Raw genomic sequence first — 25,444 nt, forward strand, 5'->3', positions numbered from 1 at the left:
TTGTTATCGTTTATAAAAAGGTGAATGTGATTGGACTTGTTCTTGGACCGGCACTCTTCTTGCTCATTCTTTTTCTCATACCTGAAAATGAATTGACCTATGCTGCGAGGGTAGTCTTGGGCATTACCGCTTGGACGGCTACATGGTGGGTGACAGAAGCACTGCCCATCCCTGCAACATCTTTATTGCCCATCATCTTACTGCCGACACTTGGCGGGCTTTCGATGGAACAAACATCAAGAGCTTATGGAGATCCGATCGTTTTTATGTACATGGGAGGATTTATGATCGCAATTGCCATTGAAAAATGGAATCTGCATAGAAGAATGGCCTTACACATTTTAAGGGTGATTGGCACACGAAGTGACCGCATTGTATTAGGAGTCATGATCGCGACTGCTTTTTTATCTATGTGGATTTCAAATGCAGCGACAGCCCTGATGATGCTCCCGGTGGCACTGGCTGTGATTAAAGAGGTCAAGGCTAATGATATCTTAGCTGGTCCATCTCTTGAGCGATTCAGTAAAAGCATTTTATTGTCGGTTGCGTATTCAGCGTCAATTGGTGGTCTGGCAACACTTGTCGGATCTGTGCCAAATGCTGTGTTTGCTGCGATGTCAAAAAAGCTATTAGATCGGGAAATTATGTTTTTTGAATGGTTTTTGTTTGGCTTTCCTGTTGCGATGATTCTGCTCATTCTCTTATTTCTGTATTTGACCAAGGTACAGTTCAAGGTAGAGCACACAGGTGAAATGAGTGTAACGTTCATACGAGAGGGATTAGAGAATTTAGGGAAAATGAAACAAGAGGAGAAATGGGTGTTTGCTGTTTTTCTCATGACGGCGTTTTTGTGGATTTTTAAACTCTTTTTGTTTGGAGGAGCCGCCGTATCCGATACATCCATCGCCATTTTTGGTGCCATGCTATTATTTCTCATTCCAGCAACAAACGGTGAGAGAATATTAGAATGGCAGGATATGAAACAGCTGCCGTGGGGGCTGTTGCTTTTGTTTGGAGGTGGGCTTTCGCTCGCTACGGGCTTTGCAGAAACCAATTTAACAGGGTGGATCGGGGAAAATCTACAGCATTTAAATGGCCTTTCTTATCTCATGCTATTGATCATTTTAACGGGAGCGATTTTGTTTATGACGGAGATTATGTCAAATACAGCTGTTGCCAATATGATCATTCCGATTACAGTAGGGCTTGGGCTTGCGATTGGTATCGAGCCCTATGGGTTAATGGCTGCGGCTGCTTTGGCTTCTTCTTGTGCGTTTATGCTGCCGATTTCCACACCGCCAAATGCCGCTGTTTTTAGTGCAGACGTGCTGAAAATATCAGATATGGTCAGGACAGGCTTTTGGTTAAATATCATGAGTATTGTGGTGATTGTCCTTGCGGTGTATTTCTGGCTCCCGGCTGTGCTTAAAAGCTGAGCGGGTTACGAAGGTGGCTTTGATCGAATCGAGACCGTCGGTGTTTTTGTTTCTTTTGGCTTTGGTTGTGGTGTTGATTTTTTGATGTGAGTGTCCTTTGGCGTGTAATAGGTTGCCCCAATATTGAGTCTGCCTTGAAGCTGGTCAATGGAAAGCTCACCAAACTCCAAATGGTAATCAATTTTGTCCACATGCAGGGATTCAATATGAATGTGTGTATCCTCTGAGACAGGGGAAGCTGGTGCAGACATTTTTTGCTCGAGAGCGGTGAGCCTTTTTTCCAGCTCACTGACAGAGGGGGATGGACTGGATTCAGTTTTTTTAAAGAGTGATAGAATGAAATGTTTCAAGTAGACCACAACCTTTTCTTCTGCCTTGATCTAGTCTATGGAAAAGCTGTGAGATATATACTTATAGAGATGACAAGAAAGGGGAGAAGCACATGCTGCCTACTCATATAAACATTGCCCATATGAAAACGAACTCGATGGGCACAGGATCGTCCATGACGTTTGGTTCGACGTTTGTTTGTAATCATTGCAGTACGATTAAAAGAAACAATGGCTTTGGGGAACAGAATGCTGATGGCGTGATCACGATCCTGCCGATTGAATCGATTGATGATCGTGATCAAATCGACGCCGTGAGTATCAATATTCGTCATCTATGATAATAGCAGTCGCTTTTCCTTCATCTTTTTGCAGCCTGATATAAAGCACACCGTCTTTAAAGGCTGCATTCATTTGGCCAAGAATCATTTCTGGGAGCCGAATTTTCTTTTCAAACGGACCATACTTCCCCTGCTTTTGGCGAAAATCCTGCTCATTAAAAAAGGAAAAACGCTGTCCTTTCACAACCAAATATTCGCCATATGATAACACTTGTACATCTTCCTTTCGGTAGCCAGGCAAATAAATTAAGTACTGAATTTCTGTCGCGGTTTCCACCATGTCGATTGGTGGGAACGACGTATCTGGGCCGCGCTGATCCTGCTGCGTGAACGTAAATGGAGATGGACCATTTGCCATAAAAGGAGATCTTTGCTCATCATCGAAGATCATTTTCCAAAAATCGTCCCCATGCATTTGCTGGGCAATATCCATCCACTGCTTCATTTTTTCGAAGTCCATGTGAAGACCTCCTGTTAACATACTTGATGGGTGCTTGCATATACCTATAAAAAGGAGGTTTATCTGTGGTTCAACCAACTCCGTATATCAATATTAATATTTTCATGTTAAAAATTAATTCCTTTGAAAATGCGTCGGCGGTGAATGTCGGACAAAATTTGTTAGCAGAGTGGCAAAACTCAGATAAAAAAAATCAGGGGTACGGACAAAATTTTGGAGATGCCAGCGGTTTTGTCGGGACAAAAAGCCATGTAGATGATCGAGATCAAGTGGACTCACCTGCCTCTTTTTCACCAACAGCTAAACCCATTCAAAGGAAGTGACGTGTGATGTTATTCTCACCCTCAGTCGTCAATGTCGGTGCTTTTAAAATCAATGCAATGGATCGGGGTGCATCACTGACGCTAGGTCCTTATCAGCAGATCGATTATTTTCTCTCGATGAAAATGAACCAAGGATTTGGAGAGGACAATGGAGATTGTTCACCGCTTGTCATTCCGATTTCAAGCGTGTTAGATCCAGATATGGTGGACTCAAATTCAGCCAAAAACAGCGTGATTTAAGCAAAAAAAAGAGACCGGGAAACCCCGTGTCTCTTTTCTAATGTGTTTCATTCAGATGACTTTTTCGTCTTGCATATGTGAAATAAACAACGACACCAATGGCCACCCAGATCAGGAAGGCTCTCCATGTCTCCCATTTCAGTGTAGCAGCCAATATCATACAAATGACCGCACTAATAATGGGAAGGTAAGGTACAAAGGGTACTTTAAAAGCTGTGTTCATATTCGGATGTTTTTTCCGTAGGACGATCACAGCGATAGAGATCACTGTAAAGGCTGCAAGTGTACCGATGCTGACTAAATTCGCTAGCGTAGATAAGTTGACGAATCCAACGATACATGCCGCAACAGCACCTGTGAGCCAAGTGTTAGCAACCGGTGTTTTCGATTTTGGATGAACGTTTGAAAAGATTTTCGGCATGAGTCCATCTCGGCTCATGGCAAAGGTTAAGCGAACTTGAGCATAAACAAGTGCAATTAACACTGTCGTAATCCCAATAATAGCACCTGCGGATATAATGCCCGCCACACTATTCAGGCCAACGACTTGAAGAGCAAATGCGACAGGGTCACTGACATTCAGCTTCGTATAGTGAACCATGCCTGTTAAGACGAATGAAACACCGATGTATAAAATCGTACAAACACCGAGCGCACCGATGATTCCGATTGGCATCGCCTTTTGAGGATTTTTGACTTCTTCAGACGCATTAGCGATTGCATCAAATCCAAGGTAAGCAAAAAAGACAGTCGCCGCTCCAGCAATCACGCCGTGGAAGCCCATTGGCATAAAAGGTGTCCAGTTTTCAGGTTTGACGTAAGCAAAGCCTGAAATGATAAAGAGAAGGACGATGGCAATTTTAATCAGCACAATGATGTTATTCAGCTTCGTGCTTTCCTTGACGCCTCTTGAGACGATAAAGGTGATAAGCAAAATAATGAGTGCGCCTGGAAGGTTAAAGACGGCCCCATCAGCGGCTCCAGGTGCAGCTGATAAAGCCTTCGGTATGTGCAGACCGAATCCACTGAGCAGTGATTGGAAATAGGACGACCATCCGCTTGCTACAGCAGAGAGCGCAATGACATATTCAAGCATGAGATCCCAGCCCATTAAGAAGGCGAGAAATTCCCCAAGTGTAGCATAGGAATACGTATAGACGCTTCCTGATACAGGAATGGATGAGGAGAATTCAGCGTAGCAAAAAGCAGCAAGGGCGCATGCGATCGCAGCTAAAATAAAAGATATAATAATCGCGGGTCCCGCATCCTTTGCCGCAGCAACCCCCGTAATCACAAAGATACCAGTCCCGACCACGCAGCCAATGCCAAGCAAGATTAAATCAAACGTATTTAACGATCGGCTGAGCCGCTTCGTTTGACTTTCAAGCATGAGCTGGTCGAGAGACTTTTTTCGAAATAAAGAACTCATGTTGACCTCCTAATGGATAAATCTTTTCGTAAGACGAGTGTTAGTATATGCTGAAATGACAATTTAGTCAATTGGTTGAAGAACGCTTTAAACCACTAAAGTGTTAAACGCCACAATCGAATTTTTGCTAAAAAAGAGACATCCGCCAAGAGATGGAAGGCGGATGTGGTGATAGATAGTTTAGTTTATGTCTGTTCAGCAAATATTTTTTCATTATACAGCACACTTGGATGAGTTGGGTGATGGGCGGCGGAGGCAAGATGATGTGTTTTGGCTTTCTCCAAATCGCCGAGCTGATAATAACAATAGCAAAGCTGAAGGTGAGGATACCACGTTTTATAATGTGTGAGTGTGAAGGCTGCTTCGTTTTCAGGAGCCTTCAGCGCCTGCTCATACCAAAAGATTGCTGCCTGATGTTTATTTTGAATTTTTAGATGATCCCCAATTCGGCAGCAAAATTCTGGCCGAGGCTGATCATATAAGAAAGAACGTAATAATGAGGATAAAGCCGCTTCCTCGAAACCTACCGCATAATAGCAGTCGGCTAAATATTGGCATGTGCGAATTTCATCCTCAATCCAGCACTGTTTTGTCGCTAAAAACTCATGATAAAAACGAATTGCTCTGACATGCTGCCTGTTATCTCTTAATTCATTGGCAAAATAAAAGAGATCACGGGGCGTCATGTCCTCTCCCCTTGCCAGCATGTCTTCATAAATTCGCAGGTTGCGCCCTGGTTCACCAGCGGTTGTTTTCTTACGCTTTTGATGTGTGACGGCTATATCGGCTGGTAAGATGTTTCCATACACCTGAAGAAACTCATGAACGGCCCCGTACCACTGAAAGTTCAAGGCACGCTTCACAAGGCGATTTCTTCTATATTTAAAATTCACCTGACCGTCTTCATCGAATCCTACATGATAAAACATCGAGACAGCATCCACAGAAGGATCAAGTGTCTCTTTGAGCTGAAGAAATTTTTGACGGTCTTCTTCAAGCAGAACATCATCTGCATCAAGCCATAAAATATACTCTTTCGTTGCACGTGAGAAAGCGAAATTGCGGGCTTTGGCAAAATGCTGAACCCATTCAAAATCAAGTACCTTGGCTGAAAAAGAGTGAGCAATCTCTTTCGTACGATCTGTTGAGCCTGTATCAACGATGATCATCTCATCGACAATGTCTTGGACAGAGGAAAGGCAGTCCGCTAACACCTCCTCTTCATTTTTCACGATCATACATAAGCTAATGGTTACCATCTTTAGATCACCTCTTCATAGTGTATCGAGCAGCAAAAGGAAACATTCTTTTCAGCTGCGGGTTTTTTAAAACTAGTTTTCTGCAACTGGCTGATTTAAAATAAAGGAAGAATCTATGTAAGGGCTGATAAAAATGAGTTTATTGAATGTTGAAGGATTATATAAAACCTATGGCGAGAAAACGCTGTTTGATCATATTTCTTTTCATATAGAACCAAAGGAACGCATCGGATTGATTGGACCAAACGGAACAGGAAAGTCAACGCTCCTAAAGGTCATTGCAGGACTTGAATCGTTTGAGGAAGGTGACATCACGAAGGCAGGGACACTTGATATCGAATTTCTTGAGCAGGACCCCGAAATGGACGGGGATGAAACGATTCTCGATTACATTTTTTCTGGAACAGCACCCATAATTCAAACGATGAAGGCATATGAACAGGCACTCGCCGATTTAGAGCATGATCCGCAAAATGAGGCAAAACAAGAGGCGCTCATGCGCATGCAAAATCGAATGGATCAGGAAGACGCATGGGATGCGAACCTATCAGCAAAAACGATTTTGACAAAGCTTGGCGTCAAAGATGTGAGCCGCTTTGTTCATGCTTTATCTGGCGGACAGAAAAAGCGTGTCGCGATTGCTAAAAATTTAATTCAGCCCGCAGGATTGCTGATTTTAGATGAGCCAACCAACCACCTCGATAATGCAACGATTGAATGGCTCGAAGGATATTTGAGTCAATACACTGGTGCTGTCATTCTGGTGACACATGATCGTTATTTCCTCAACCGGGTGGCCAATCGGATTTACGAATTGAATCAAGGACAGCTTTATACGTATAAAGGAAATTATGAAGTCTTTTTAGAAAAAAGAGCGGAACGAGAAGCAGAAGCTCAGGTAAAAGAAACGAAGCGTCAAAACTTACTCAGACGCGAGCTTGCATGGCTGAGAAGAGGGGCAAAAGCAAGAACGACGAAGCAGAAAGCACGCATCGGCAGAGCCGAAGTGCTGATGGATCAAAAAGGGCCTGATGCGAAGGGAGAGCTGGATTTCGCCATCGGTTCCCATCGCCTAGGAAAACAAGTCATAGAGGCAGAAGACTTGTCGATTTCATTTGCTGGCCAGAACCTTGTGGAGCGGTTTACAGACTTAGTCGTGCCGGGCGACCGGATTGGATTTATCGGACCGAATGGAGTCGGAAAAACGACGCTTCTCAACTGTCTTGCGGGTAAAATTGAACCGACTTCAGGACAATTGACAATTGGACAAACCGTTCGTATTGGCTATTACACGCAGGATCACAAGGAAATGGATGAAGAGCTGACGATCATTGAATACATCAAGGAAACAGCTGAGATCGTTAAGACATCTGATGGCGCCATAGTGACAGCAGAGCAAATGCTGGAACGGTTCCTATTCCCAAGATCCATGCAGCGGACGTTTATTCGCAAACTATCAGGGGGAGAACGCCGCAGACTGTATTTACTGAAAGTCTTAATGGAAGAACCGAATGTTCTCTTTCTAGATGAGCCGACGAACGATCTTGATACGGAGACACTTAGCATTTTAGAGGATTATTTAGAACAGTTTCCTGGCGTTGTCATGACCGTATCGCATGATCGTTATTTCTTAGACCGAGTGGTTCACCGTCTGCTTGTCTTTGAAGGAAATGGCCGCGTTTCACACTACCAAGGTGCTTACAGCGATTACATGGAGCAAGAAAAAGAAGCGAAGCGGACAGAGACAAAGACTGCTGAGAAACAAGTAGAAGCGGCGACTAAAAAGAGAAAAAAACTTTCTTACAAAGATCAGCTTGAATGGGACGGAATTGAAGACCGGATTCAGGCATTAGAGGAAAAACATCAGCAGCTTGAAGCAAGCATTGCAGAAGCAGGCAGTGATTTTGGGAAAATTCAAGAACTGATGGACGAACAAAAAGCCGTTGCTGAAGAACTAGAACAAGCAATGGACCGCTGGACAGAACTGTCGATCATGATTGAGGAATTAGAGGGTTAATAAAATTGAAATAAAAAACCTGTAGAAAATTTCTACAGGTTTTTTGTCCTTTCAGTGTGTTAGAAAACGAGGACTTGTCTACAGCTTTTTTTGATAAGAGCATTTCGCATAGGCATCATGCTGATGAATGGATTCCTCGTTACGACACTCGACTTGAAAGCCTTTGATCCAAGGCTGCTCATATAATTCCATGGCCATTAACCTTGCGAGATCTTCTACAAAGCGAGGATTTTCATAAGCTTCTTCTGTCACTTTCTTTTCATCAGGTCTTTTGAGCACAGGATACAGCTGGGCGCTCGCATTGGACTCAATGATATGTAAAAGTGCTTCTTTCATGTCGCTTGGAAGTGCTGCTTGTTCAAACAACTCTACCTGAATGGAAACAGAGCCGCGCTGATTATGTGCACCATATTCACTTATTTCTTTAGAACAAGGACATAATGTCGTGACCTGTGCATCGCAGCCAACATGACAGGTCCATCCATCTTTTTCATGAAAATGAATATCATATGTGATCGTCGCATGCATCAAACCTGCTTTTCCTGAGACTGGGCTTTGCTTTTCCTTGTACCACGGGAAGGAAACTTGAACCGAGGCAGATGGCTGCTTCATTTGCCGGGCGAGTGCAGCTGTCAATTCTTTTAAGCAGTTCACATCAAGCGGCTTGCCGCTTTCATAAAATGAGTGCAGCTGTTCAGTTAGACGGCTCATATGAATGCCTTTTTCATGAGCTGGCAAGAAGGTACTCAGTGCAAAGTCAGCAGAAGTTGTTTGCTCGTGAGGCACTGTCTTAGACAAGATTCGTACAGGATAAGAGACACGGCAGATGCCGACTTGTTCAAGAGGAAAGTAAAAATTCTGCTCTGTCTTTTGAATGTCAGTCATGTTCTCTTTTTGACAAGGCTTTGTGCCAAGGCTTGGCTGTACTGATCCGAATTGTTTGTGCCGTTCTTTTTTTGATGGAAAAGAAAACATGAGATCGCCCCTTTAAATCGTAATAATTCTTATTTATTTTGCATTATAGAACAAAAGAAATCAAGAGTGAAAACTTTAACGTTTACGTTAAGGTTATAAAAGTGTATAATAAATCATGAATTGATGAGCAGGAGGCACTGGCAATGGAATGGATGAAAATTGATCAAGTGGCGAAAAGAAGCGGGCTGACCAAACGGACGATTCGTTTCTATGAAGAGATTGGTTTATTATCAGCACCAAAGCGGACAGAGGGCGGTGTCAGGCTGTACTCAGAGGATGACATGGAAGAACTAGAAAAAGTAATGCAGGCAAAAGAGGTACTCGGCTTTTCTTTACAAGAGCTTCAATCGTTTATGGAAATAGGAAAGCAGTTAGAGCTGAATAAAGAAGGCTACTTGCTATCGCTTGATCCGAAGGAACGATTAGAAAAGCTGTTAGATATTGAGGCGCAGCTAACTGTGCAGCATCAATTGATTACAAAAAAGCTTGAAACGATTCAATCCTTTAAAAAGGATCTTGAAACGATGAAAGATAGAGCGGCTCATGCGATTGAGCAATTACAAAAATAAACACCTCAGTGTGTTTATTTTATTTTGTGAACATATGAAGGAAAGGTTCTGATGGAATGAAGGAAGAAGAAGTGTTAAAACAGCGTACAAGTCTGCTTAGGCAGCCGAAGGCCGTCTGGGCTGTTGCCTTTGCATGTGTGATTTCATTTATGGGGATAGGACTTGTGGACCCGATTTTGCCTGCCATTGCATCACAATTAGATGCATCTCCAAGTCAGGTCTCTCTTTTGTTTACGAGCTACTTACTTGTGACTGGCTTTGTGATGTTTTTTACCGGCTTTATCTCTAGTCGGATTGGTGCGAAATGGACGTTATTAATCGGACTTATTTTTATTATTGTCTTTTCTGCTTTAGGGGGTACCTCTTCAACGATTAATGAATTAATCGGCTTTAGAGGGGGATGGGGCATTGGGAATGCCTTATTCATTTCAACGGCTCTCTCTGTCATTGTCGGTGTGTCTGTTGGAGGAAGTGCGAAGGCCATTATTTTATACGAGGCTGCACTAGGTCTTGGGATTTCGGTTGGACCGCTGCTTGGCGGAGAGCTTGGGACGATCTCTTGGCGCGGTCCATTCTTTGGCGTTGCGGTGTTAATGCTTGTTGCTCTTTTAGCCATTACGTTTATGCTTCCGCCGATGCAAAAGCCTCAGAAAAAGGTGAAATTATTCGAGGCTGTCGGGGCGTTAAAATATAAAGGTCTTTTAACGATGGCTTCTGCCGCTTTCTTATACAATTTCGGTTTCTTTGTGCTTTTAGCGTATTCGCCATTTGTGCTTAATCTGGATGAGCATGGTCTTGGTTATGTCTTTTTTGGATGGGGACTATTTTTAGCTGTGACATCTGTCTTCTCAGCGCCGGTCATTCATCGCAAGCTTGGAACATTGACTTCTCTTGTGGTTCTGTTTGCTTCGTTTGCTGTGATTTTATTCGGTATTGGAATCTGGACTTCACATGTTGTAGTCGTCATCTGCGGAATTGTCATTGCTGGGGGTATCCTTGGTATGATCAATACTGTGCTCACGACCGCAGTGATGGGATCAGCACCGGTTGAGCGTTCCATTGCTTCATCCTCTTACAGTGCCGTGCGGTTTATTGGGGGCGCGATTGCTCCTTGGATTGCCGGCGTACTTGCTGAATCTTTTACTGCAAGCACCCCTTACTATGTTGGGGCGGCTGTCGTTCTGTTAGGCATGATCATCCTGCTAATTGGACGGAAACATCTCATCAATATTCAAGCAGGTCATTAAATAGAAAAAGCCTTATATCTGCATGAGATATAAGGCTCAGCGTGTAGACAAACCCTCGCATTCTTTGTCAGGACTGCGTTCCGGTGCTCACGAATGTTCAATTCGCTCCACTCCGGTACTCGTCCTTCCTAGACTTCAAAGGTTTTCTATCACGCTGAAAAGAAGACACAGGGCTAAAATAAAGATCATTTTAGCCCTGTGTCAACAATCTGAAGCCTATAATACTTTGGTCGTCCAAGATTCGCAATTCCAAGTTTCAGTGGCTACATCTTGATAAAATTCAGGTTCGTGAGAGATCAATAAGACACTCCCTTTGTATTCTTTTAATGCACGTTTTAGTTCTTCTTTCGCATCGACATCCAAGTGATTGGTCGGCTCATCGAGAACAAGGAGGTTGGTTTCTTCATTGATCAGCTTACAAAGACGGACCTTTGCTTTTTCTCCACCGCTTAAAACAGACACGCGGCTTTCAATATGTTTCGTCGTTAATCCGCATTTAGCAAGAGCAGCTCTCACTTCATATTGCGTGTAAGAAGGGAAGGTGCCCCATACTTCTTCAATACAGGTGTTGCTATTTTGTTCTTTTACTTCTTGCTCAAAGTAGCCAATATGAAGGAATTCTCCGCGTTCCACCTCACCCGAAATCGGGGAGATTTCTCCAAGGAGACTTCGCAGCAATGTCGTTTTTCCGATGCCGTTAGCGCCGTATAACGCAATTTTTTGCCCGCGTTCCATTTTCAGATTCAAAGGACGAGAGAGCGGTTCATCATAACCAATGACCAAATCTTTTGTTTCAAAAATCAATTTCCCAGAAGTCCGTGCCGCCTTAAAATTGAATTCAGGCTTTGGCTTTTCTGCTGCGAGTTCAATCATATCCATCTTATCTAGTTTCTTTTGACGGGACATCGCCATATTTCTTGTGCTGACACGTGCTTTGTTTCTTGCCACAAAATCCTTTAATTCAGCCACTTCCTGCTGCTGCCTTTTATAAGCTGCTTCAAGCTGCTGCTTTTTGACTTCGTACACTTGTTTAAATTGATCATAATCACCAACATAGCGTGTGAGCTCTTGATTTTCAACATGATAAATCAAGTTAATGACGCTGTTTAAAAACGGAATATCATGTGAAATGAGGATAAACGCATTTTCATATTCCTGTAAATAGCGCTTCAGCCACTCAATATGCTGCTCATCTAAATAGTTGGTCGGCTCATCGAGAAGGAGAATTTCTGGCTTCTCTAACAGCAATTTCGCAAGCAATACTTTTGTACGCTGTCCGCCGCTCAGCTCCGTCACATCACGGTCCAGCCCAAGATCTGTTAACCCAAGACCTCTCGCAATTTCTTCGACCTTGGAATCAATGATATAGAAATCATTGTTTGTGAGCGCATCTTGAATAACGCCCACTTCCTCTAACAGCTTTTCCAGCTCATCAGGATCGGCTTCACCCATTTTGCCGTAAATGTCATTCATCGCTGCTTCCATTGAAAATAAATAGTGGAAAGCATCCTGAAGCACTTCGCGGATCGTTCTGCCCTTTTCTAGCACAGTGTGCTGATCCAGGTAGCCGACACGGACATTTTTTGCCCATTCAACTTTTCCTGCATCTGGCTCCAGCTTGCCAGTAATAATATTCATAAACGTTGACTTTCCTTCACCGTTGGCGCCAATTAAGCCGACATGCTCGCCTTTTAATAAACGGAAGGAGACTTCGTGGAAAATGGCTCTGTCGCCAAAGCCATGGCTTAAATCTTTAACAGATAATATCATTTTTTACACCTCAAATAGATTCAAAACGGCTAGTGCCTCTCATGATTATATCGAACTGTCCGCCTCGATAAAAGCATCAAAAGAAAAATTGCGTTTCAAAGCTGATTTTGAGATACTAAAGGATAGATTGAATGAGGATAAAGGAGATCGACATGATAGAAAATTGGGCATTTTTGAAAGAAGCAAAGCCATTTATTCAAGAGAACTTCCAAGCGGCTGGCTTCGAAAAACCAACAGCTATACAAGAAAAAACAGCAGAATGGATTACGGAGAAGCGTGATGTGATCGCAGAATCGCCTACGGGAACGGGGAAGACACTGGCGTATGTGTTGCCGCTTTTAAATAAAATCGATGTGAATATCAAGCACCCGCAAGTCTTAATCTTGGCACCATCAAGAGAGCTTGTGATGCAAATTTTTGATGTTGTGCAAGAGTTCAAACAAGGATCAGACATCAAAGCGGTCTCCTTGATTGGTGGAGCGAACATCAAAAAGCAGCAGGAAAAACTAAAAAAACACCCGAACATCGTCGTAGCGACACCAGGCCGCGTCCAAGAATTAATCAAAATCAAGAAACTGAAAATGCACGAAGTCAAAACGATCGTGCTAGATGAAGCAGATCAGCTTCTTGTGCCAGAGCATATGAAAACGATCCAAGCGATCATTAAATCCACACTAAAAGAAAGACAAATCCTTTGTTTTTCTGCGACCTTAAAAGACGAAACGGTTCAACTGATTAAAGAAATGACGTCTGAACCAGAAGTATTGAAAATTGCTAGAAGTGAGGAAGAAGCGCAGAAAGTAGGACACTATTATCTGTTATGTGACCAGCGTGACAAAGTAAAACTTCTGCAAAAGCTATCACGGCTTGAGGACATGCATGCGCTCGTCTTTGTGCGTGATATTACGAATCTAAGCATTTATGCAGAGAAATTAGCGTATCACCATGTCGACCTCGGTGTCCTTCATAGTGAAGCGAAAAAGGCAGAGCGAGCTATCATCTTAAAGGAATTTGAACAGCGTGAATTCCCGCTACTTCTTGCAACAGATATCGCAGCAAGAGGGATCGATATTGACGATCTGCCTTACGTGATCCATGCCGACCTGCCAAACGAAGAAGGCTATATCCACCGTTCAGGCAGAACCGGCCGCGCAGGAAAAGAAGGAGCAGTTATCAGCCTAGTCACACCTCAAGAGCATTCAATGCTTAAAAAAATGGCGAAAAAGCTAAATCTTTCGCTTCAGGAAATTGTTTATAAGCAAGGTCATCTACACCTTGCGCCCAAGCAAGCATAAAAAAGGACCCTCCCACATGGAGGGTCCTTTCTTTTTATGAAATTTTGACAAGCTGTTTTCCGACATTTTCCCCTTTGAATAGTCCGAGGAATGCATCAGGAATGTTGTCAAAACCTTCAATGATTGTTTCTTTATAAGTCAGTTTATCTTCTTTTACCCATTGTGCGAGATCTCTTGCTGCTTCTTCAAAACGATCTGAATAGTTGGCAACAATGAAGCCTTGCATCAATGCGCTTGTTTTAATGAGTTTTGTTTGCACACGCGGTCCAATGTCCTCGCTTGCGCTAATGTTATAAGACGAAATCGCGCCGCACACTGGAATACGTGCGAAGCGGTTCAAATGATTCATCACGGCATCAGATATTTCGCCGCCTACATTGTCAAAATACACATCGACGCCGTTAGGGCACGCCTTTGCAATAGCATCATCTAAGTCTTTTGTTGTTTTATAATTAATTGTTTCATCAAAGCCCAGCTCTTTTAAATAAGCCAGCTTATCATCAGATCCCGCAATCCCAACGACGTGAGCGCCTTTGATCTTAGCAATTTGTCCCACAACGGAACCAACCGCACCTGCGGCTCCAGAAATGACGACGGTCTCGCCTTCTTTTGGCTGGCCAATTGCAAGAAGACCGAAATAAGCGGTTTGCCCTGGCATGCCTAAAATGCCTAAATAATAGGACAATGGCGCGATAGATGGATCAATTTTAGTGAGAGATTCAGCTTTGGCGGTGGAATATTCTTGCCAGCCAAGGAATCCGAGAACAAAATCACCTTTTTCAAATTGAGGCGATTTAGACTCGACAACTTCTCCGACAACACCGCCCTGAATCACTTCATTTAGCTTGAATGGAGGTGTATAGGATTTTGTATCCTGCATTCGTCCTCTCATATAAGGATCTACAGAAACATATTTCGTTTGAATCAAGACTTCACCATCTTGCGGCACAGGTATATCGATTGTTTCAAAATGAAAAACATCTTTTGTAGGTAATCCTTGTGGACGTTTGGCTAATTGAATTTGCTTTTGCTGACTCATGTCAAATCCTCCCTTTCACTTGCAACCTAGATTTACATTAACATGATGCTTCTTTTCATTCAAAACATACGGTCTATTTCAAACACATACAAAAAAGCAGCCGCCATCTCATAGATGAGGACTACTTTTTTGAAAGTCAACAGAGAGGAGCGGCGGCAGACAGCCAAACAGCTGATACACGTCCGCATCACGTTCTTTTAACAAATATTCGTTCGCATTTTGCATGGAGGCTTTCATCATATCGCGCGTCACAAAAGGAAAAAGGATATTCAAGTATGAGGACAACAGGTCTTGTGGATCTTGTTCAATCGACTCGATATCTCCAATGTTAATAATGATGGAAAAGAGATAATCAATGGAGATGCGAAAGTGCTGTTCAGCAAACAATGTAAGCGGCTCTGCTTTTGCTTCTTCAGGATTCCACTTTTGAAAAAGCTGTTTCACCAAATCACTGACAACCCAAGCATTAAACTGCTGCTCCGCTGAAAAGTAATACATCAGCTCTACCTCATTTCTAGCCTCCAGTACAAGAATTGTACAACAAAACAGCAGGGATGGACACAATATTTCAGAAAATTTAGTCATTTTTACAGGATTTTTGTCAAAAATAAGTCAATAGGCATGGTTAGTACTCAATGTAAAATGGATGTGCTCAAGGAAGGTTTAATGATAAAAGTGACGGGTAAAAGATTCGTAAGACGCTAAAGGAGGAATATAAAATGAAACCTGTTGTAAGAGAGTATTCAAATGATGAAACACTTCAAAGAGATGTAGAGCAATTAAAATCACTCGGTGTTGCAAGAGAGGACATTTATGTTCTGTCCCATGACGATGATCGTACAGAGCGTATTGCTGGGAATGCAGATGCCAATACGATAGGTCCAAGAGAAGTTGGACTGAAACATGCTGTTGGGAACATCTTTAGTAAAAAGGGTGATGAGCTCCGAAATAAAATCCATGAAATTGGATTCTCTAAAGAAGAAGCTGAGAAATTTGAAGAACATTTAGATGAAGGAAAAGTCCTTCTCTTTGTGACAGACCATGAAAAAGTGAAAACTTGGGCATAAACGCCAACTGAGAAAAAGCCTCTTACTTTTGTAAGGGGCTTTTTTTCATGTCATCATCTTTGAAGGAGAGGTCGCATCTTTTTTACTATATTTAGAAAAAACAGCAGATTGGAATAAACAGTAAAACATCTAATTGAAAATGCAGACATACCAAAGAAAAAGATAGGAAATGAGAAAAGAATAGTAAAAATTTCACAAAAAACCATTCGGGAAATAATCATTGTATCTTTCGATTTTGTTTCAAAATGTAATAAAAATCTTGTGTAATTTAGTAGATAAATTTCTTAGTTCTATTGGTTTATGTTGTATTTTTGTGTAGAAATAAGTGTTTTGAGGTCAAAAAACCACGAAAAATACCTGTATTTTCAATTAGAAAATTCATTTTAATGTTTAGGAAATAATTTGTTGACAAAATAATCTAAAAACAATATATTTGGCTTATTCCAGTCATTATGGAAGTAGTTGTTAAAATTCTGAAGGGTTTATTCAAGGCTTATTCTAGTGAAAGGTGGTGTTATAAAACCAAGGTATAAGTGCTTTTAAGAGAAAAAGCTTACTCGGAATATGTCTACTAACACATAAGAAAACGGTCTTTTACTTGAAGAAAATATGGCAGCCGATCTAAACAGTAGATTGACCTTTCTACTATGATCACTTTGCAAGAGATATAGAAAAGACGTTATGTTTTTGTACAGAGGAGAAAGCGGTTTCAAAAAAGGTTGTGAGTTGATCGAACGGTGAAGGAGGTGAACTCATATGAAAAAAAGAGAAAACAAGCTGATGCGCTTCAGCTTTCAAATGGCTGCATATGAGGATGCATGCTGAAAAAGAAGAGTGAACATGTGGGATGCTTCTCTTCTTTTTCAGAAAACAGATTTCCTAAAAAATCCATCTTTTATTTTAACATAAGGTTTTTGGCTTGGAAATGACCTTTGCCCGAAAAGTCGATTTTAAATAGAAGGAGGTCCTGTGATGAAAAAGGCTTTATACCATGAAGACAGTGGGTTGTATCTAGAAAAAATGCGTATGGCATTTCAAGAACATTATGAGAAAAGAACAGATATGTGGTCTACTGATCCATCCTTAACAGATGCAGCCGTGATGTCATTAAAAGCTTGGCGTTCAAGGGAAAAAAATGCACTTGCTTCTGTGCTCGATATCGGATGCGGGAACGGCCGGGCACTTGAACATTTAAGCGGACTTTCCGAATATGTCGGCATCGACCTGTATGAGCATGAGGAGTGGGGAGGGTTACAGAAAAGAGAAACGGTCCCTGTCTATTTTTTTCATCAAGATTTTATGTCCTGGTCGATGGATCAGGTACGAGAAAAGCAGTTTGATTTAATTTTAGATCACGGCTGCTTTCATCACCAGCACCCTGATGATCATGAGCGTTATTTAAAACAGGTGTCCTCTTTGCTTCAAGAAGGCGGAGTCTTCTCACTTGTTGTATGGGGAGAAGAGTGGAGAACAGGGCTAATCGGAGAAGATGGCCGTTTCCACTTTTCATTTTCAGACTCTCAGCTTGGAGAAAGAATTTGTTCATCAGGTCTGGAGCTTGTATCGATTACGCCATTAAAAGCAAAAGCCGGCATAAGCCAGCACCATGTCATTGCCGTCAAAATCTAGTACAAAGGTGAACACTCAGACGTAGCAGAGGTGTTCATTCTAAGAAAGAGCCTGCGCGCATCATGTAAGAGAAAGGCGTGATGAACCCAAAATTCTGCTCCTTTGTACTGGAAAAGACCAAGATTGAAATATCGCTAGAATAGGTGGAATCAAGGTCTGAACGATGAGAGGAAACGCATATCCATGTTCTTTTAAGCCATGAGTGCGGACACATATTCACCACCATCACTGCGCTTCCTGAGTCGATTTGGGTGCAGCGATGAATAGGGGGGAGACAAATGAATAAGTTTGTAGATGAATTACAATCAATGATTCATCATTTTACCTTTCAAGAAAAAAACTATTTGCTCGTGGGGCCAGTGAACCTGCCGATCTCCATTCAACATGAAGAAGTGTCATTTAAGTGGTATGCCTTCGCACCTGTTGAAGGGGAGACAAAACCAACGATCGAATCTATTGTCCAAATGAGTACCACGCAGCAAACCTTTTCCTCTTGTCTCTTATTTGGCGACTTTGAAAATAAAATGCCGCCGCTTGTGCGAATTCATAGTGTCTGCCAAACAGGGGATGTGTTTGGGTCACTGAAATGTGACTGCGGTCCACAGCTTGCGTTATCGTTGAAAAAAATCACCGATTACGGAAAAGGCATGCTTGTCTATATGGCCAATCAAGAAGGGCGGTCAATTGGGCTGATGGCGAAAGCATTGACGTATAAATTACAGGAAATGCAGCTGGATACGTTTGAAGCCAACCGCCTGATTGGATGCGGCGATGATGACCGGCATTACGAAGAGGCAGCGGCTGTTCTGCACTATTTAAACAAAGGGAAACCAATGCATCTCCTAACGAACAATCCAGATAAAGTCGATTCCATTGCTGCCTACGGTCTTCCTGTTTTGCGGTTTGATCATACGGTCGAAGCCTCTCTCTATAATGAAGCCTATTTAAAAGCAAAAGCAGCCTCAGGGCATATGGTCGATGAGAAAAAATTAATTAATCAGTAGATGAGTTTACTTTAAAGAAGGCGGGAGAAAAGCGTGAAACCTGAAATCAATTGGATTCAAATCCCAAGCGGCTATGCAACAATCGGAAGTAATGAAGAAGATATGAAAAAGGCATCAGAATTCTGGAAGGACAAGCTTCTCAATCCAACTTATGGTCGTGAGAAAAAATTTCAAAAATGGCTGTACAAAGAATTTCCATCCTATCAGCCGTATATCAATGAATTTTTCATTTCAGATACGGTCGTCACCAATGAATGGTATCAAAGTTATTGTGATGAAACAGGCCAGTCGTACCCTGAGAGCTTAACGAATCAAGAACTTGGCGGCGGGAAAGATCATCCGGCTTGGGGCATGGAGATCGAGGAAGCCTTCTCATTCTGCCAGTGGCTAAGCGGGAAACTCGGGATAGACGTGTCGATTCCTACGGAAGAAGAATGGGAATATGCTGCCCGGGGTAATACAAGAAATCAATATCCTTGGGGAGATGAGTTCGACCCGTCTTACTGTAATACGTACGAATCAAATATTGAAAAAACGACGCCTGTCCGCCATTACGAAAAGGGAAGATCCTTATTCGGACTTTATGATATGGGGGGCAACGTCGAGGAATGGGTCAACAGCAAATATCATGTGTACGAAGGCGGCATTGAGGTTGTAGATGATTTAACGGAAACGCTTGGCAGTGATTACTACATTTTAAAAGGCGGCTCCTTTGCAAGAGGCGGAGATTTATGCAGAGTTGCCAGAAGACACGGGAAGCATCCAGACCCTGTTTTTCGATTTACTGGCTTTCGTGTAATGACTCGTCAAAAACAACATATAAAGGTGGGAGTGTAAAATTATGCATAGAGGACCAATTACATCTGTTTTATCAACTCAGCAGGACCAAATTGTTTACACTGGCGGCTATGACCGCTGTATTTATCAGTGGAACCGGGCGACAGGAGAAGGAACGTTTATTGGAAGTCATGAGCATATCATTAACTCTTTATCTCTTTCTGAAAACGGAAAGTACTTAGCCAGTGCTTCGTCAGACTACACCATTCAATTGTATGATACAGGCACACATACTCGAATTCGCACCTTGTTTGGTCATGCGGATGATGTAGAAGCCGTTGCTTTTGCGAAGCAGGATACCTTGCTTGTCTCGGTGTCCAGAGATAGAAGATGCTTAGTCTGGGATATCGAAACAGGAGCCATTCTAAGAGAATTTCATGGACATAGCAAAGATGTATTAGCTGTATGGATACATGGCGATAAAGCTTATACAACAGGTGATGACGGCTACGTTCTTGTATGGCTGTATGATACAGGAGAAATTGTAGGGGAAATCGGTCCGTTTGATTATGAGCTGGACACAATCAGCGGCAGCAATCAAAAAGAAGTGTTCGCACTTGGCAGAGACGACGGCACCGTCATTATTTATGATGCGGTGACGTTACAGGAGAAAAAAATCATTAAAGCTCATTTACAGGGCGTCAAGCGGGTGAACTTTTCTCCAAGCGGCAATTACTTGCTGACAGCAGGCTATGACCATTTAATTAAGCTGTGGAATTACGAAACAGGGGATTTAGTCGATACGCTGCTGCCTCATAAATATCAGTGGGAGCGCTCGCTTGTCTGGACGGAAGATGAGAAATCTATCCTAGGAGCCAGCTTTGGAAAAACGTATTGTGAATGGTCTATTGAAAAGGGGAAAGTTGTATCAGATGAGGTCGAAATGGCGACACCATCTATTAATGATATTGCACTGACTGAGGCAGGAGATATTATTACAGCATCAGATGACGGAAAATTCAGAAAGAATGGAATTGAAATCACTAAATCGACAGGTGTTTTAACAAATGGAGTGGCTGTCGCTAGAGATGGAAGCTATTATGCGTGGGGAGATCATGCAAGTCAGGTGCATATTGTTCATGAATCATTACAGCAAATGGTTTCGTATGATCTCAATACAGGACCGGTCAACAGTGTGTATTTCCACGAGGAGGACAGGCAATTTTATATTGGAACTTACGGCGGTTATGTCCATGTCATTTCGACAGAGCATTTAAAGGAAGTTGGCCGTTCCAAAGCACATGATTGTGCTGTGAAAGCATTAAAAGTAGAAGGGGATCATATTATCACGGCTGCGGTAGAAGGCACCATCTGTCTTTTAGATAAGAAGAGCTTGTCTTTAAAAGCCAAATATATCGGGGCGACAGAGCTGTTAAATGACGTATTCATTGATAGCAAAAGAGACCGTATTGCCATTGTCAGCCGTGACAAGAATGTGAGATTGTTTGATTTGCATACAGGAAGAATTTTAGACCAGCATAATGAACACCAGTATTCGATTAAATCGGTCTCTGTCACAGACTCTGGCTATATTGTGAGCGGAGATTATTGGGGCTATATCGTCGTGTGGAATCCAGAGCTAGGGGTCAATACCGGCCCAATTAGAATTGCTAAGAATGGGATAAGTGCCATTAGACAATTAGGCAATGATGTATACGCAAGCTCGTATGATGGTGGGATTTATCATATTCGAGAAGATGGCACGTATACCGAAGTACTGCGCTTATTTGAACAATTTCCAAAAGAAGTAATCTCTCATTAAGAAAAAGAATGTAAGCGGGGGATTCTCATGATAAGTGTTTGCAAGGAACATATGAAAAAAGGCCTAACTGTACTCAATTGTCCGCATGTGCTCCTCATTAATAAATATGAATGTCGCAAATGCTGTTTTTGTAAACAACGAGCATCATATAAACTTTTTTATTCCTTGCCTTACTATGATCGTTCTGAAAAGAAACGGATGGAAAAAATATGAGAATAGAACTCCTTCATTTCCTGAAGGAGTTCTTTCCCTTGAAAGAGAAGAAAGGAGACTCACATGAAAGACGATGTGTTTTATATGAAACTGGCGATTGCCAACGCAAAAGCAATGAAAGGGCAAACCTCCCCAAACCCGCTTGTCGGTGCCGTCATTGTACAGCAAGGTGAAATTGTTGGAATGGGTGCTCACATGAAGGCGGGTGAACCTCATGCTGAAATTCATGCGCTGCGAATGGCAGGAGCAAAGGCAGAAGGAGCTCATCTGTATGTAACGCTTGAACCTTGTTCGCATCATGGGAAAACGGGTCCTTGCACTGAAGCGATTATCAAAAGTGGTGTGAAACGAGTAGTCATTGCGATGCAAGATCCGAATCCGCTTGTAGCAGGCAAGGGAATGACCATGTTGAAACAAGCTGGAATCGAAGTAGAAGAAGGAATATGTAAACAGGAGGCAGAGCGCTTAAACGTGCCTTTTTTTCATTTCATTCAATCAGACCTTCCTTATGTCATATTAAAATCAGCGATTTCAATAGATGGGAAAATTGCAACGGCTGATCAAGAAAGCAAATGGATCACTGGAACAGAAGCGAGAACAGAAGTGCAGCAATTGCGCCAAGAAGCAGATGCGGTACTGACAGGAGTGGAAACGATTATTCAAGATGATGCAGGCTTAATTGTAAAGGATCCATTCAACAATCAGCCCATTCGTGTCATTTTAGATTCAACATTAAGGATTCCGTTTCATGCGAAATGCTTAACAGATCATATGGCAGAAACTATTATTTGTACATCACAAAACTACGATCAAAAAAAGCATCATCAGCTGATGCAAAGAGGACATCAAGTATTTGTTACAAGCGGAGAACACCGGACAGATATTCATGATGTGTTACACATGTTGAAGAAGCGCTCTGTGATGTCAGTGCTTGTAGAGGCAGGGGGCAGTGTGAGTGCATCATTTTTAGAAGCATCACTTGTGAACGAAGCCGTTATCTATATGGCACCTTTATTGATCGGAGGGAAAGGTGCACCTACTTTCTTTGAAGGAGAAGGTGTGAAAAAACTAAAAGAGGCGATCCGTCCAGCGGATATTGAATATAGTATGGTAGGAAAAGATTTAAAAATGACGATGAGATTTCAATGAAAAGAAGACCTTGTGCATGAAGCGCAAGGTCTTCTCAACTTTTCCAAATAAAAATAAAAATAAAAATGTACATACACCTTTCACCATGAGGTTGAATACGATGGATGGGGGTGATTCTATGAAAAGATGTAGACAATGCGGAAAAACCTATCCCTCTCATTCAAAAGGCCATTACCAAAAAGGAAGCTGGTATGATGCGTATAAGGATGATGGATGGGAATGTGATAGCTGTAAGAACGGGAAGTCAGGAAAACCAGTGAAAAATCCTTGCTGCGGAAAAGATCCTTGTGTTTGTGTGATTCAAGGGCCGCCAGGCGGGAGAGGAAGAAGAGGTCCAGCAGGCCCAGCAGGTCCGGCGGGTGCAGTGGGTCCAGCGGGTCCAGCGGGTCCACCAGGAGCGACTGGAGCCACGGGTGTAGGCTTAACGGGCATCGTAGCATTTGATCCAGCGGTAGCCCCAACCTATCCAGTAGGTCAAGTCGTGACATTCGATGGGAGTACGTATGTGGTGAATTCAGCGCCGCCATTAGGGACGCCAGGTTCGTCACCAGATTATACCTTGTTAGCAGCAGCTGGTGAAACCGGAGCAACCGGCGCTACCGGTGCAACAGGAACCGGAGCAACTGGTGCCACGGGAGATACCGGAGCGACCGGAGTAACCGGCGCCACGGGAGATACCGGAGCGACCGGTGCAACAGGAACCGGAGCAACCGGTGCCACGGGAGATACCGGAGCGACCGGAGTAACAGGAGCCACGGGAGATACCGGCGCTACCGGTGCAACAGGAACCGGAGCAACCGGTGCCACGGGAGATACCGGAGCGACCGGAGTAACAGGAGCCACGGGAGATACCGGCGCTACCGGTGCAACAGGAACCGGAGCAACCGGCGCCACGGGAGATACCGGCGCGACCGGAGTAACCGGCGCCACGGGAGATACCGGAGCGACCGGTGCAACAGGAACCGGAGCAACCGGCGCCACGGGAGATACCGGAGCGACCGGAGTAACCGGCGCCACGGGAGATACCGGCGCGACCGGTGCAACAGGAACCGGAGCAACCGGTGCCACGGGAGATACCGGAGCGACCGGAGTAACCGGCGCCACGGGAGATACCGGCGCTACCGGTGCAACAGGAACCGGAGCAACCGGTGCCACGGGAGATACCGGAGCGACCGGAGTAACAGGCGCCACGGGAGATACCGGCGCGACCGGTGCAACAGGAACCGGAGCAACCGGTGCCACAGGAGATACCGGAGCAACCGGTGCCACAGGAGATACCGGAGCAACCGGTGCCACAGGAGATACCGGAGCGACCGGAGTAACCGGAGCCACGGGAGATACCGGAGCAACTGGCGTCACAGGAGATACCGGTGCCACAGGAGATACCGGAGCGACTGGTGCCACAGGAGATACCGGAGCGACTGGTGCCACAGGAGATACCGGAGCGACTGGTGTTACAGGAGATACCGGAGCGACCGGAGTAACTGGTGCTACAGGAGTAACCGGAGCCACGGGAGATACCGGAGCAACTGGCGTCACAGGAGATACCGGTGCCACAGGAGATACCGGAGCGACCGGAGTAACTGGTGCTACAGGAGTAACCGGCGCCACGGGAGATATCGGAGCAACCGGCGCCACGGGAGATACCGGAGCGACCGGAGCGACCGGAGTAACAGGAGCTACAGGAGATACCGGAGCGACCGGAGTAACTGGTGCTACAGGAGTAACCGGCGCCACAGGAGATACCGGAGCAACTGGTGTCACAGGAGCTACAGGAGATACCGGAGCGACCGGAGTAACAGGTGCCACGGGAGATACCGGAGCGACCGGAGTAACAGGTGCCACGGGAGATACCGGAGCGACCGGAGTAACAGGAGCTACAGGAGATACCGGAGCGACCGGAGTAACAGGAGCTACAGGAGATACCGGAGCGACCGGTGCCACAGGAGATACCGGAGTGACCGGTGCCACAGGAGATACCGGAGCGACCGGAGTAACAGGTGCCACGGGAGATACCGGAGCGACCGGAGTAACAGGTGCCACGGGAGATACCGGAGCGACCGGAGCGACCGGAGTAACAGGAGCTACAGGAGATACCGGAGCGACCGGAGTAACTGGTGCTACAGGAGTAACCGGCGCCACAGGAGATACCGGTGCGACCGGAGTAACAGGTGCCACGGGAGATACCGGAGCGACCGGAGTAACTGGTGCTACAGGAGCAACCGGTGCCACGGGAGATACGGGAGCCACCGGGGTAGGGTTAACTGGTGTTGTGGCATTTGACCCAGCAACAGCTCCAACCTATCTAGTAGGTCAAGTGGTCACATATGAAGGTGGAACCTATGTTGTGAATACAGCACCACCAACAGGTACACCAGATACGTCGCCAGACTATACGTTATTGGCAGCCGCAGGTGTGACCGGAGCCACGGGAGTGACCGGAGCCACAGGAGATACCGGAGCGACCGGAACAACTGGCGCGACCGGTGCCACAGGTGTGACAGGATCGAGTGCGATTATTCCATTTGCATCAGGTACTCCAGCTGTTTTAACAACAATCGCAGGCGGCCTCGTTGGAACATCTAGCTTGGTCGGATTTGGTAACTCAGCGACAGGTGTCAGTATTGTAGGCGGCATCATTGATTTAACCGGGGCAGCAGGAACATTACTAAACATGGCGTTTTCAGTGCCGAGAGATGGAACCATTACGTCATTTGCTGGCTATTTTAGTACGACAGCCGCGCTTTCTTTAGTTGGCACGAGTATTACTGTAACAGCTAGTCTGTTTGCTTCACCGACACCAGATAACAGTTTCACGCAAGTAGCGAGCGTCACATTGGCTCCAGTGTTAACCGGTATTTTAACGATAGGTGCTATTTCAAACGGCATTGCTACTGGTTTGAACGTACCAGTCACACCAGAAACAAGATTGCTCGTTGTCTTCTCTGCAACAGCTACTGGTCTTTCCTTAGTGAATACCGTTGCAGGCTATGCGAGTGCTGGTTTATCAATCACGTAATGAACACATTGGGATGACTCAATCATGAGTCGTCC

At 44.1% G+C, this 25,444-nt stretch carries 23 protein-coding genes; 15 read left to right on the forward strand and 8 right to left on the reverse strand.

Going from position 1 to position 25,444, the window contains the following annotated elements; genetic code table 11:
* Positions 1-20: 20 nt before the first annotated feature.
* Complete coding sequence (locus ACQYAC_RS16780) at positions 21-1,436, forward strand: SLC13 family permease (RefSeq protein ID WP_268497702.1); 1,416 nt, start codon at positions 21-23, stop codon at positions 1,434-1,436.
* Between the two features lie 5 nt (positions 1,437-1,441).
* Here ACQYAC_RS16780 and ACQYAC_RS16785 read toward each other — a convergent pair whose 3' ends face one another.
* Complete coding sequence (locus ACQYAC_RS16785; RefSeq protein WP_323641413.1) at positions 1,442-1,786, reverse strand: hypothetical protein; 345 nt, start codon at positions 1,784-1,786, stop codon at positions 1,442-1,444.
* A gap of 92 nt (positions 1,787-1,878) precedes the next feature.
* Between ACQYAC_RS16785 and ACQYAC_RS16790 the strand changes: the two genes are divergently transcribed.
* Positions 1,879-2,106, forward strand: coding sequence for a hypothetical protein (locus ACQYAC_RS16790; protein ID WP_268497700.1), 228 nt, complete (start codon positions 1,879-1,881; stop codon positions 2,104-2,106).
* On the opposite strand, the gene ACQYAC_RS16795 is transcribed toward ACQYAC_RS16790, so the two are convergent.
* Positions 2,087-2,566, reverse strand: coding sequence for an Hsp20/alpha crystallin family protein (locus tag ACQYAC_RS16795; RefSeq protein WP_268497699.1), 480 nt, complete (start codon positions 2,564-2,566; stop codon positions 2,087-2,089). The two genes, ACQYAC_RS16790 and ACQYAC_RS16795, sit on opposite strands and share 20 nt — an antisense overlap.
* Before the next feature lie 65 nt (positions 2,567-2,631).
* Here ACQYAC_RS16795 and ACQYAC_RS16800 point away from each other — a divergent pair, with 65 nt between their 5' ends.
* The gene (locus ACQYAC_RS16800) at positions 2,632-2,889 is read left to right on the forward strand and encodes a hypothetical protein (protein WP_012009223.1); all 258 of its coding nucleotides are present in this window, start codon (positions 2,632-2,634) and stop codon (positions 2,887-2,889) included.
* Between the two features lie 6 nt (positions 2,890-2,895).
* Entirely contained in the window at positions 2,896-3,129 is a 234-nt protein-coding gene (locus tag ACQYAC_RS16805) for a hypothetical protein (RefSeq protein WP_058015466.1), read from the forward strand.
* 37 nt (positions 3,130-3,166) lie between these two features.
* Here ACQYAC_RS16805 and ACQYAC_RS16810 read toward each other — a convergent pair whose 3' ends face one another.
* Both ACQYAC_RS16810 and ACQYAC_RS16815 read right to left on the reverse strand, forming a co-directional pair.
* Positions 3,167-4,558: an amino acid permease gene (locus ACQYAC_RS16810; protein ID WP_058015465.1), complete on the reverse strand. Its 1,392-nt coding sequence runs from the start codon at positions 4,556-4,558 to the stop codon at positions 3,167-3,169.
* A gap of 185 nt (positions 4,559-4,743) precedes the next feature.
* The gene (locus tag ACQYAC_RS16815) at positions 4,744-5,817 is read right to left on the reverse strand and encodes a tetratricopeptide repeat-containing glycosyltransferase family 2 protein (RefSeq protein ID WP_058015464.1); all 1,074 of its coding nucleotides are present in this window, start codon (positions 5,815-5,817) and stop codon (positions 4,744-4,746) included.
* Positions 5,818-5,950: 133 nt separating this feature from the next.
* Here ACQYAC_RS16815 and ACQYAC_RS16820 point away from each other — a divergent pair, with 133 nt between their 5' ends.
* A complete protein-coding gene (locus tag ACQYAC_RS16820; RefSeq protein ID WP_429943738.1) occupies positions 5,951-7,834 on the forward strand; it encodes an ABC-F family ATP-binding cassette domain-containing protein in 1,884 nt (627 codons plus the stop codon).
* Positions 7,835-7,912: 78 nt separating this feature from the next.
* Here the strand turns inward: ACQYAC_RS16820 and folE2 are convergent, their stop codons facing one another.
* Positions 7,913-8,809: a GTP cyclohydrolase FolE2 gene (gene folE2 / locus ACQYAC_RS16825; RefSeq protein ID WP_268497696.1), complete on the reverse strand. Its 897-nt coding sequence runs from the start codon at positions 8,807-8,809 to the stop codon at positions 7,913-7,915.
* Positions 8,810-8,952: 143 nt separating this feature from the next.
* Here folE2 and ACQYAC_RS16830 point away from each other — a divergent pair, with 143 nt between their 5' ends.
* Both ACQYAC_RS16830 and ACQYAC_RS16835 read left to right on the forward strand, forming a co-directional pair.
* Entirely contained in the window at positions 8,953-9,378 is a 426-nt protein-coding gene (locus ACQYAC_RS16830; protein ID WP_061407069.1) for a MerR family transcriptional regulator, read from the forward strand.
* A gap of 56 nt (positions 9,379-9,434) precedes the next feature.
* Positions 9,435-10,625 (forward strand): MFS transporter, encoded by a 1,191-nt coding sequence (locus ACQYAC_RS16835; RefSeq protein WP_268497694.1) that lies wholly within the window; start codon positions 9,435-9,437, stop codon positions 10,623-10,625.
* Between the two features lie 216 nt (positions 10,626-10,841).
* Here the strand turns inward: ACQYAC_RS16835 and ACQYAC_RS16840 are convergent, their stop codons facing one another.
* Positions 10,842-12,395, reverse strand: coding sequence for an ABC-F family ATP-binding cassette domain-containing protein (locus tag ACQYAC_RS16840; RefSeq protein WP_061407071.1), 1,554 nt, complete (start codon positions 12,393-12,395; stop codon positions 10,842-10,844).
* Between the two features lie 152 nt (positions 12,396-12,547).
* On the opposite strand from ACQYAC_RS16840, the gene ACQYAC_RS16845 reads away from it, so the two are divergent.
* Entirely contained in the window at positions 12,548-13,690 is a 1,143-nt protein-coding gene (locus ACQYAC_RS16845; protein WP_268497693.1) for a DEAD/DEAH box helicase, read from the forward strand.
* A 34-nt stretch (positions 13,691-13,724) separates the two neighbouring features.
* Here the strand turns inward: ACQYAC_RS16845 and ACQYAC_RS16850 are convergent, their stop codons facing one another.
* Entirely contained in the window at positions 13,725-14,729 is a 1,005-nt protein-coding gene (locus tag ACQYAC_RS16850; RefSeq protein WP_268497692.1) for an NADP-dependent oxidoreductase, read from the reverse strand.
* Between the two features lie 108 nt (positions 14,730-14,837).
* Positions 14,838-15,227 carry a YfmB family protein gene (locus ACQYAC_RS16855; protein ID WP_058015458.1) on the reverse strand — a complete coding sequence of 130 codons (390 nt, stop codon included), beginning with the start codon at positions 15,225-15,227 and terminating at the stop codon, positions 14,838-14,840.
* Positions 15,228-15,448: 221 nt separating this feature from the next.
* Between ACQYAC_RS16855 and ACQYAC_RS16860 the strand changes: the two genes are divergently transcribed.
* From ACQYAC_RS16860 to ACQYAC_RS16890, 7 genes are all read left to right on the forward strand, one after another.
* A complete protein-coding gene (locus tag ACQYAC_RS16860; protein WP_058015457.1) occupies positions 15,449-15,796 on the forward strand; it encodes a general stress protein in 348 nt (115 codons plus the stop codon).
* Positions 15,797-16,768: 972 nt separating this feature from the next.
* On the forward strand, positions 16,769-17,425 hold the full coding sequence (locus ACQYAC_RS16865; RefSeq protein WP_268497690.1) for a class I SAM-dependent methyltransferase: 657 nt from the start codon (positions 16,769-16,771) through the stop codon (positions 17,423-17,425).
* 278 nt (positions 17,426-17,703) lie between these two features.
* Positions 17,704-18,429, forward strand: coding sequence for a GTP cyclohydrolase II (locus ACQYAC_RS16870; RefSeq protein ID WP_268497688.1), 726 nt, complete (start codon positions 17,704-17,706; stop codon positions 18,427-18,429).
* A 33-nt stretch (positions 18,430-18,462) separates the two neighbouring features.
* A complete protein-coding gene (locus tag ACQYAC_RS16875) occupies positions 18,463-19,266 on the forward strand; it encodes a formylglycine-generating enzyme family protein (RefSeq protein ID WP_169057314.1) in 804 nt (267 codons plus the stop codon).
* 4 nt (positions 19,267-19,270) lie between these two features.
* Positions 19,271-21,028 carry a WD40 repeat domain-containing protein gene (locus ACQYAC_RS16880; protein ID WP_268497687.1) on the forward strand — a complete coding sequence of 586 codons (1,758 nt, stop codon included), beginning with the start codon at positions 19,271-19,273 and terminating at the stop codon, positions 21,026-21,028.
* A gap of 276 nt (positions 21,029-21,304) precedes the next feature.
* The gene (gene ribD, locus ACQYAC_RS16885; RefSeq protein ID WP_427366629.1) at positions 21,305-22,390 is read left to right on the forward strand and encodes a bifunctional diaminohydroxyphosphoribosylaminopyrimidine deaminase/5-amino-6-(5-phosphoribosylamino)uracil reductase RibD; all 1,086 of its coding nucleotides are present in this window, start codon (positions 21,305-21,307) and stop codon (positions 22,388-22,390) included.
* Positions 22,391-22,508: 118 nt separating this feature from the next.
* Positions 22,509-25,409, forward strand: coding sequence for an exosporium glycoprotein BclB-related protein (locus ACQYAC_RS16890; RefSeq protein ID WP_429943739.1), 2,901 nt, complete (start codon positions 22,509-22,511; stop codon positions 25,407-25,409).
* The last annotated feature ends 35 nt before the right edge of the window (positions 25,410-25,444 follow it).

Source organism: Bacillus sp. MM09(2025), assembly GCF_050496725.1.
Lineage (GTDB): Bacteria > Bacillota > Bacilli > Bacillales > Bacillaceae > Bacillus > Bacillus pumilus.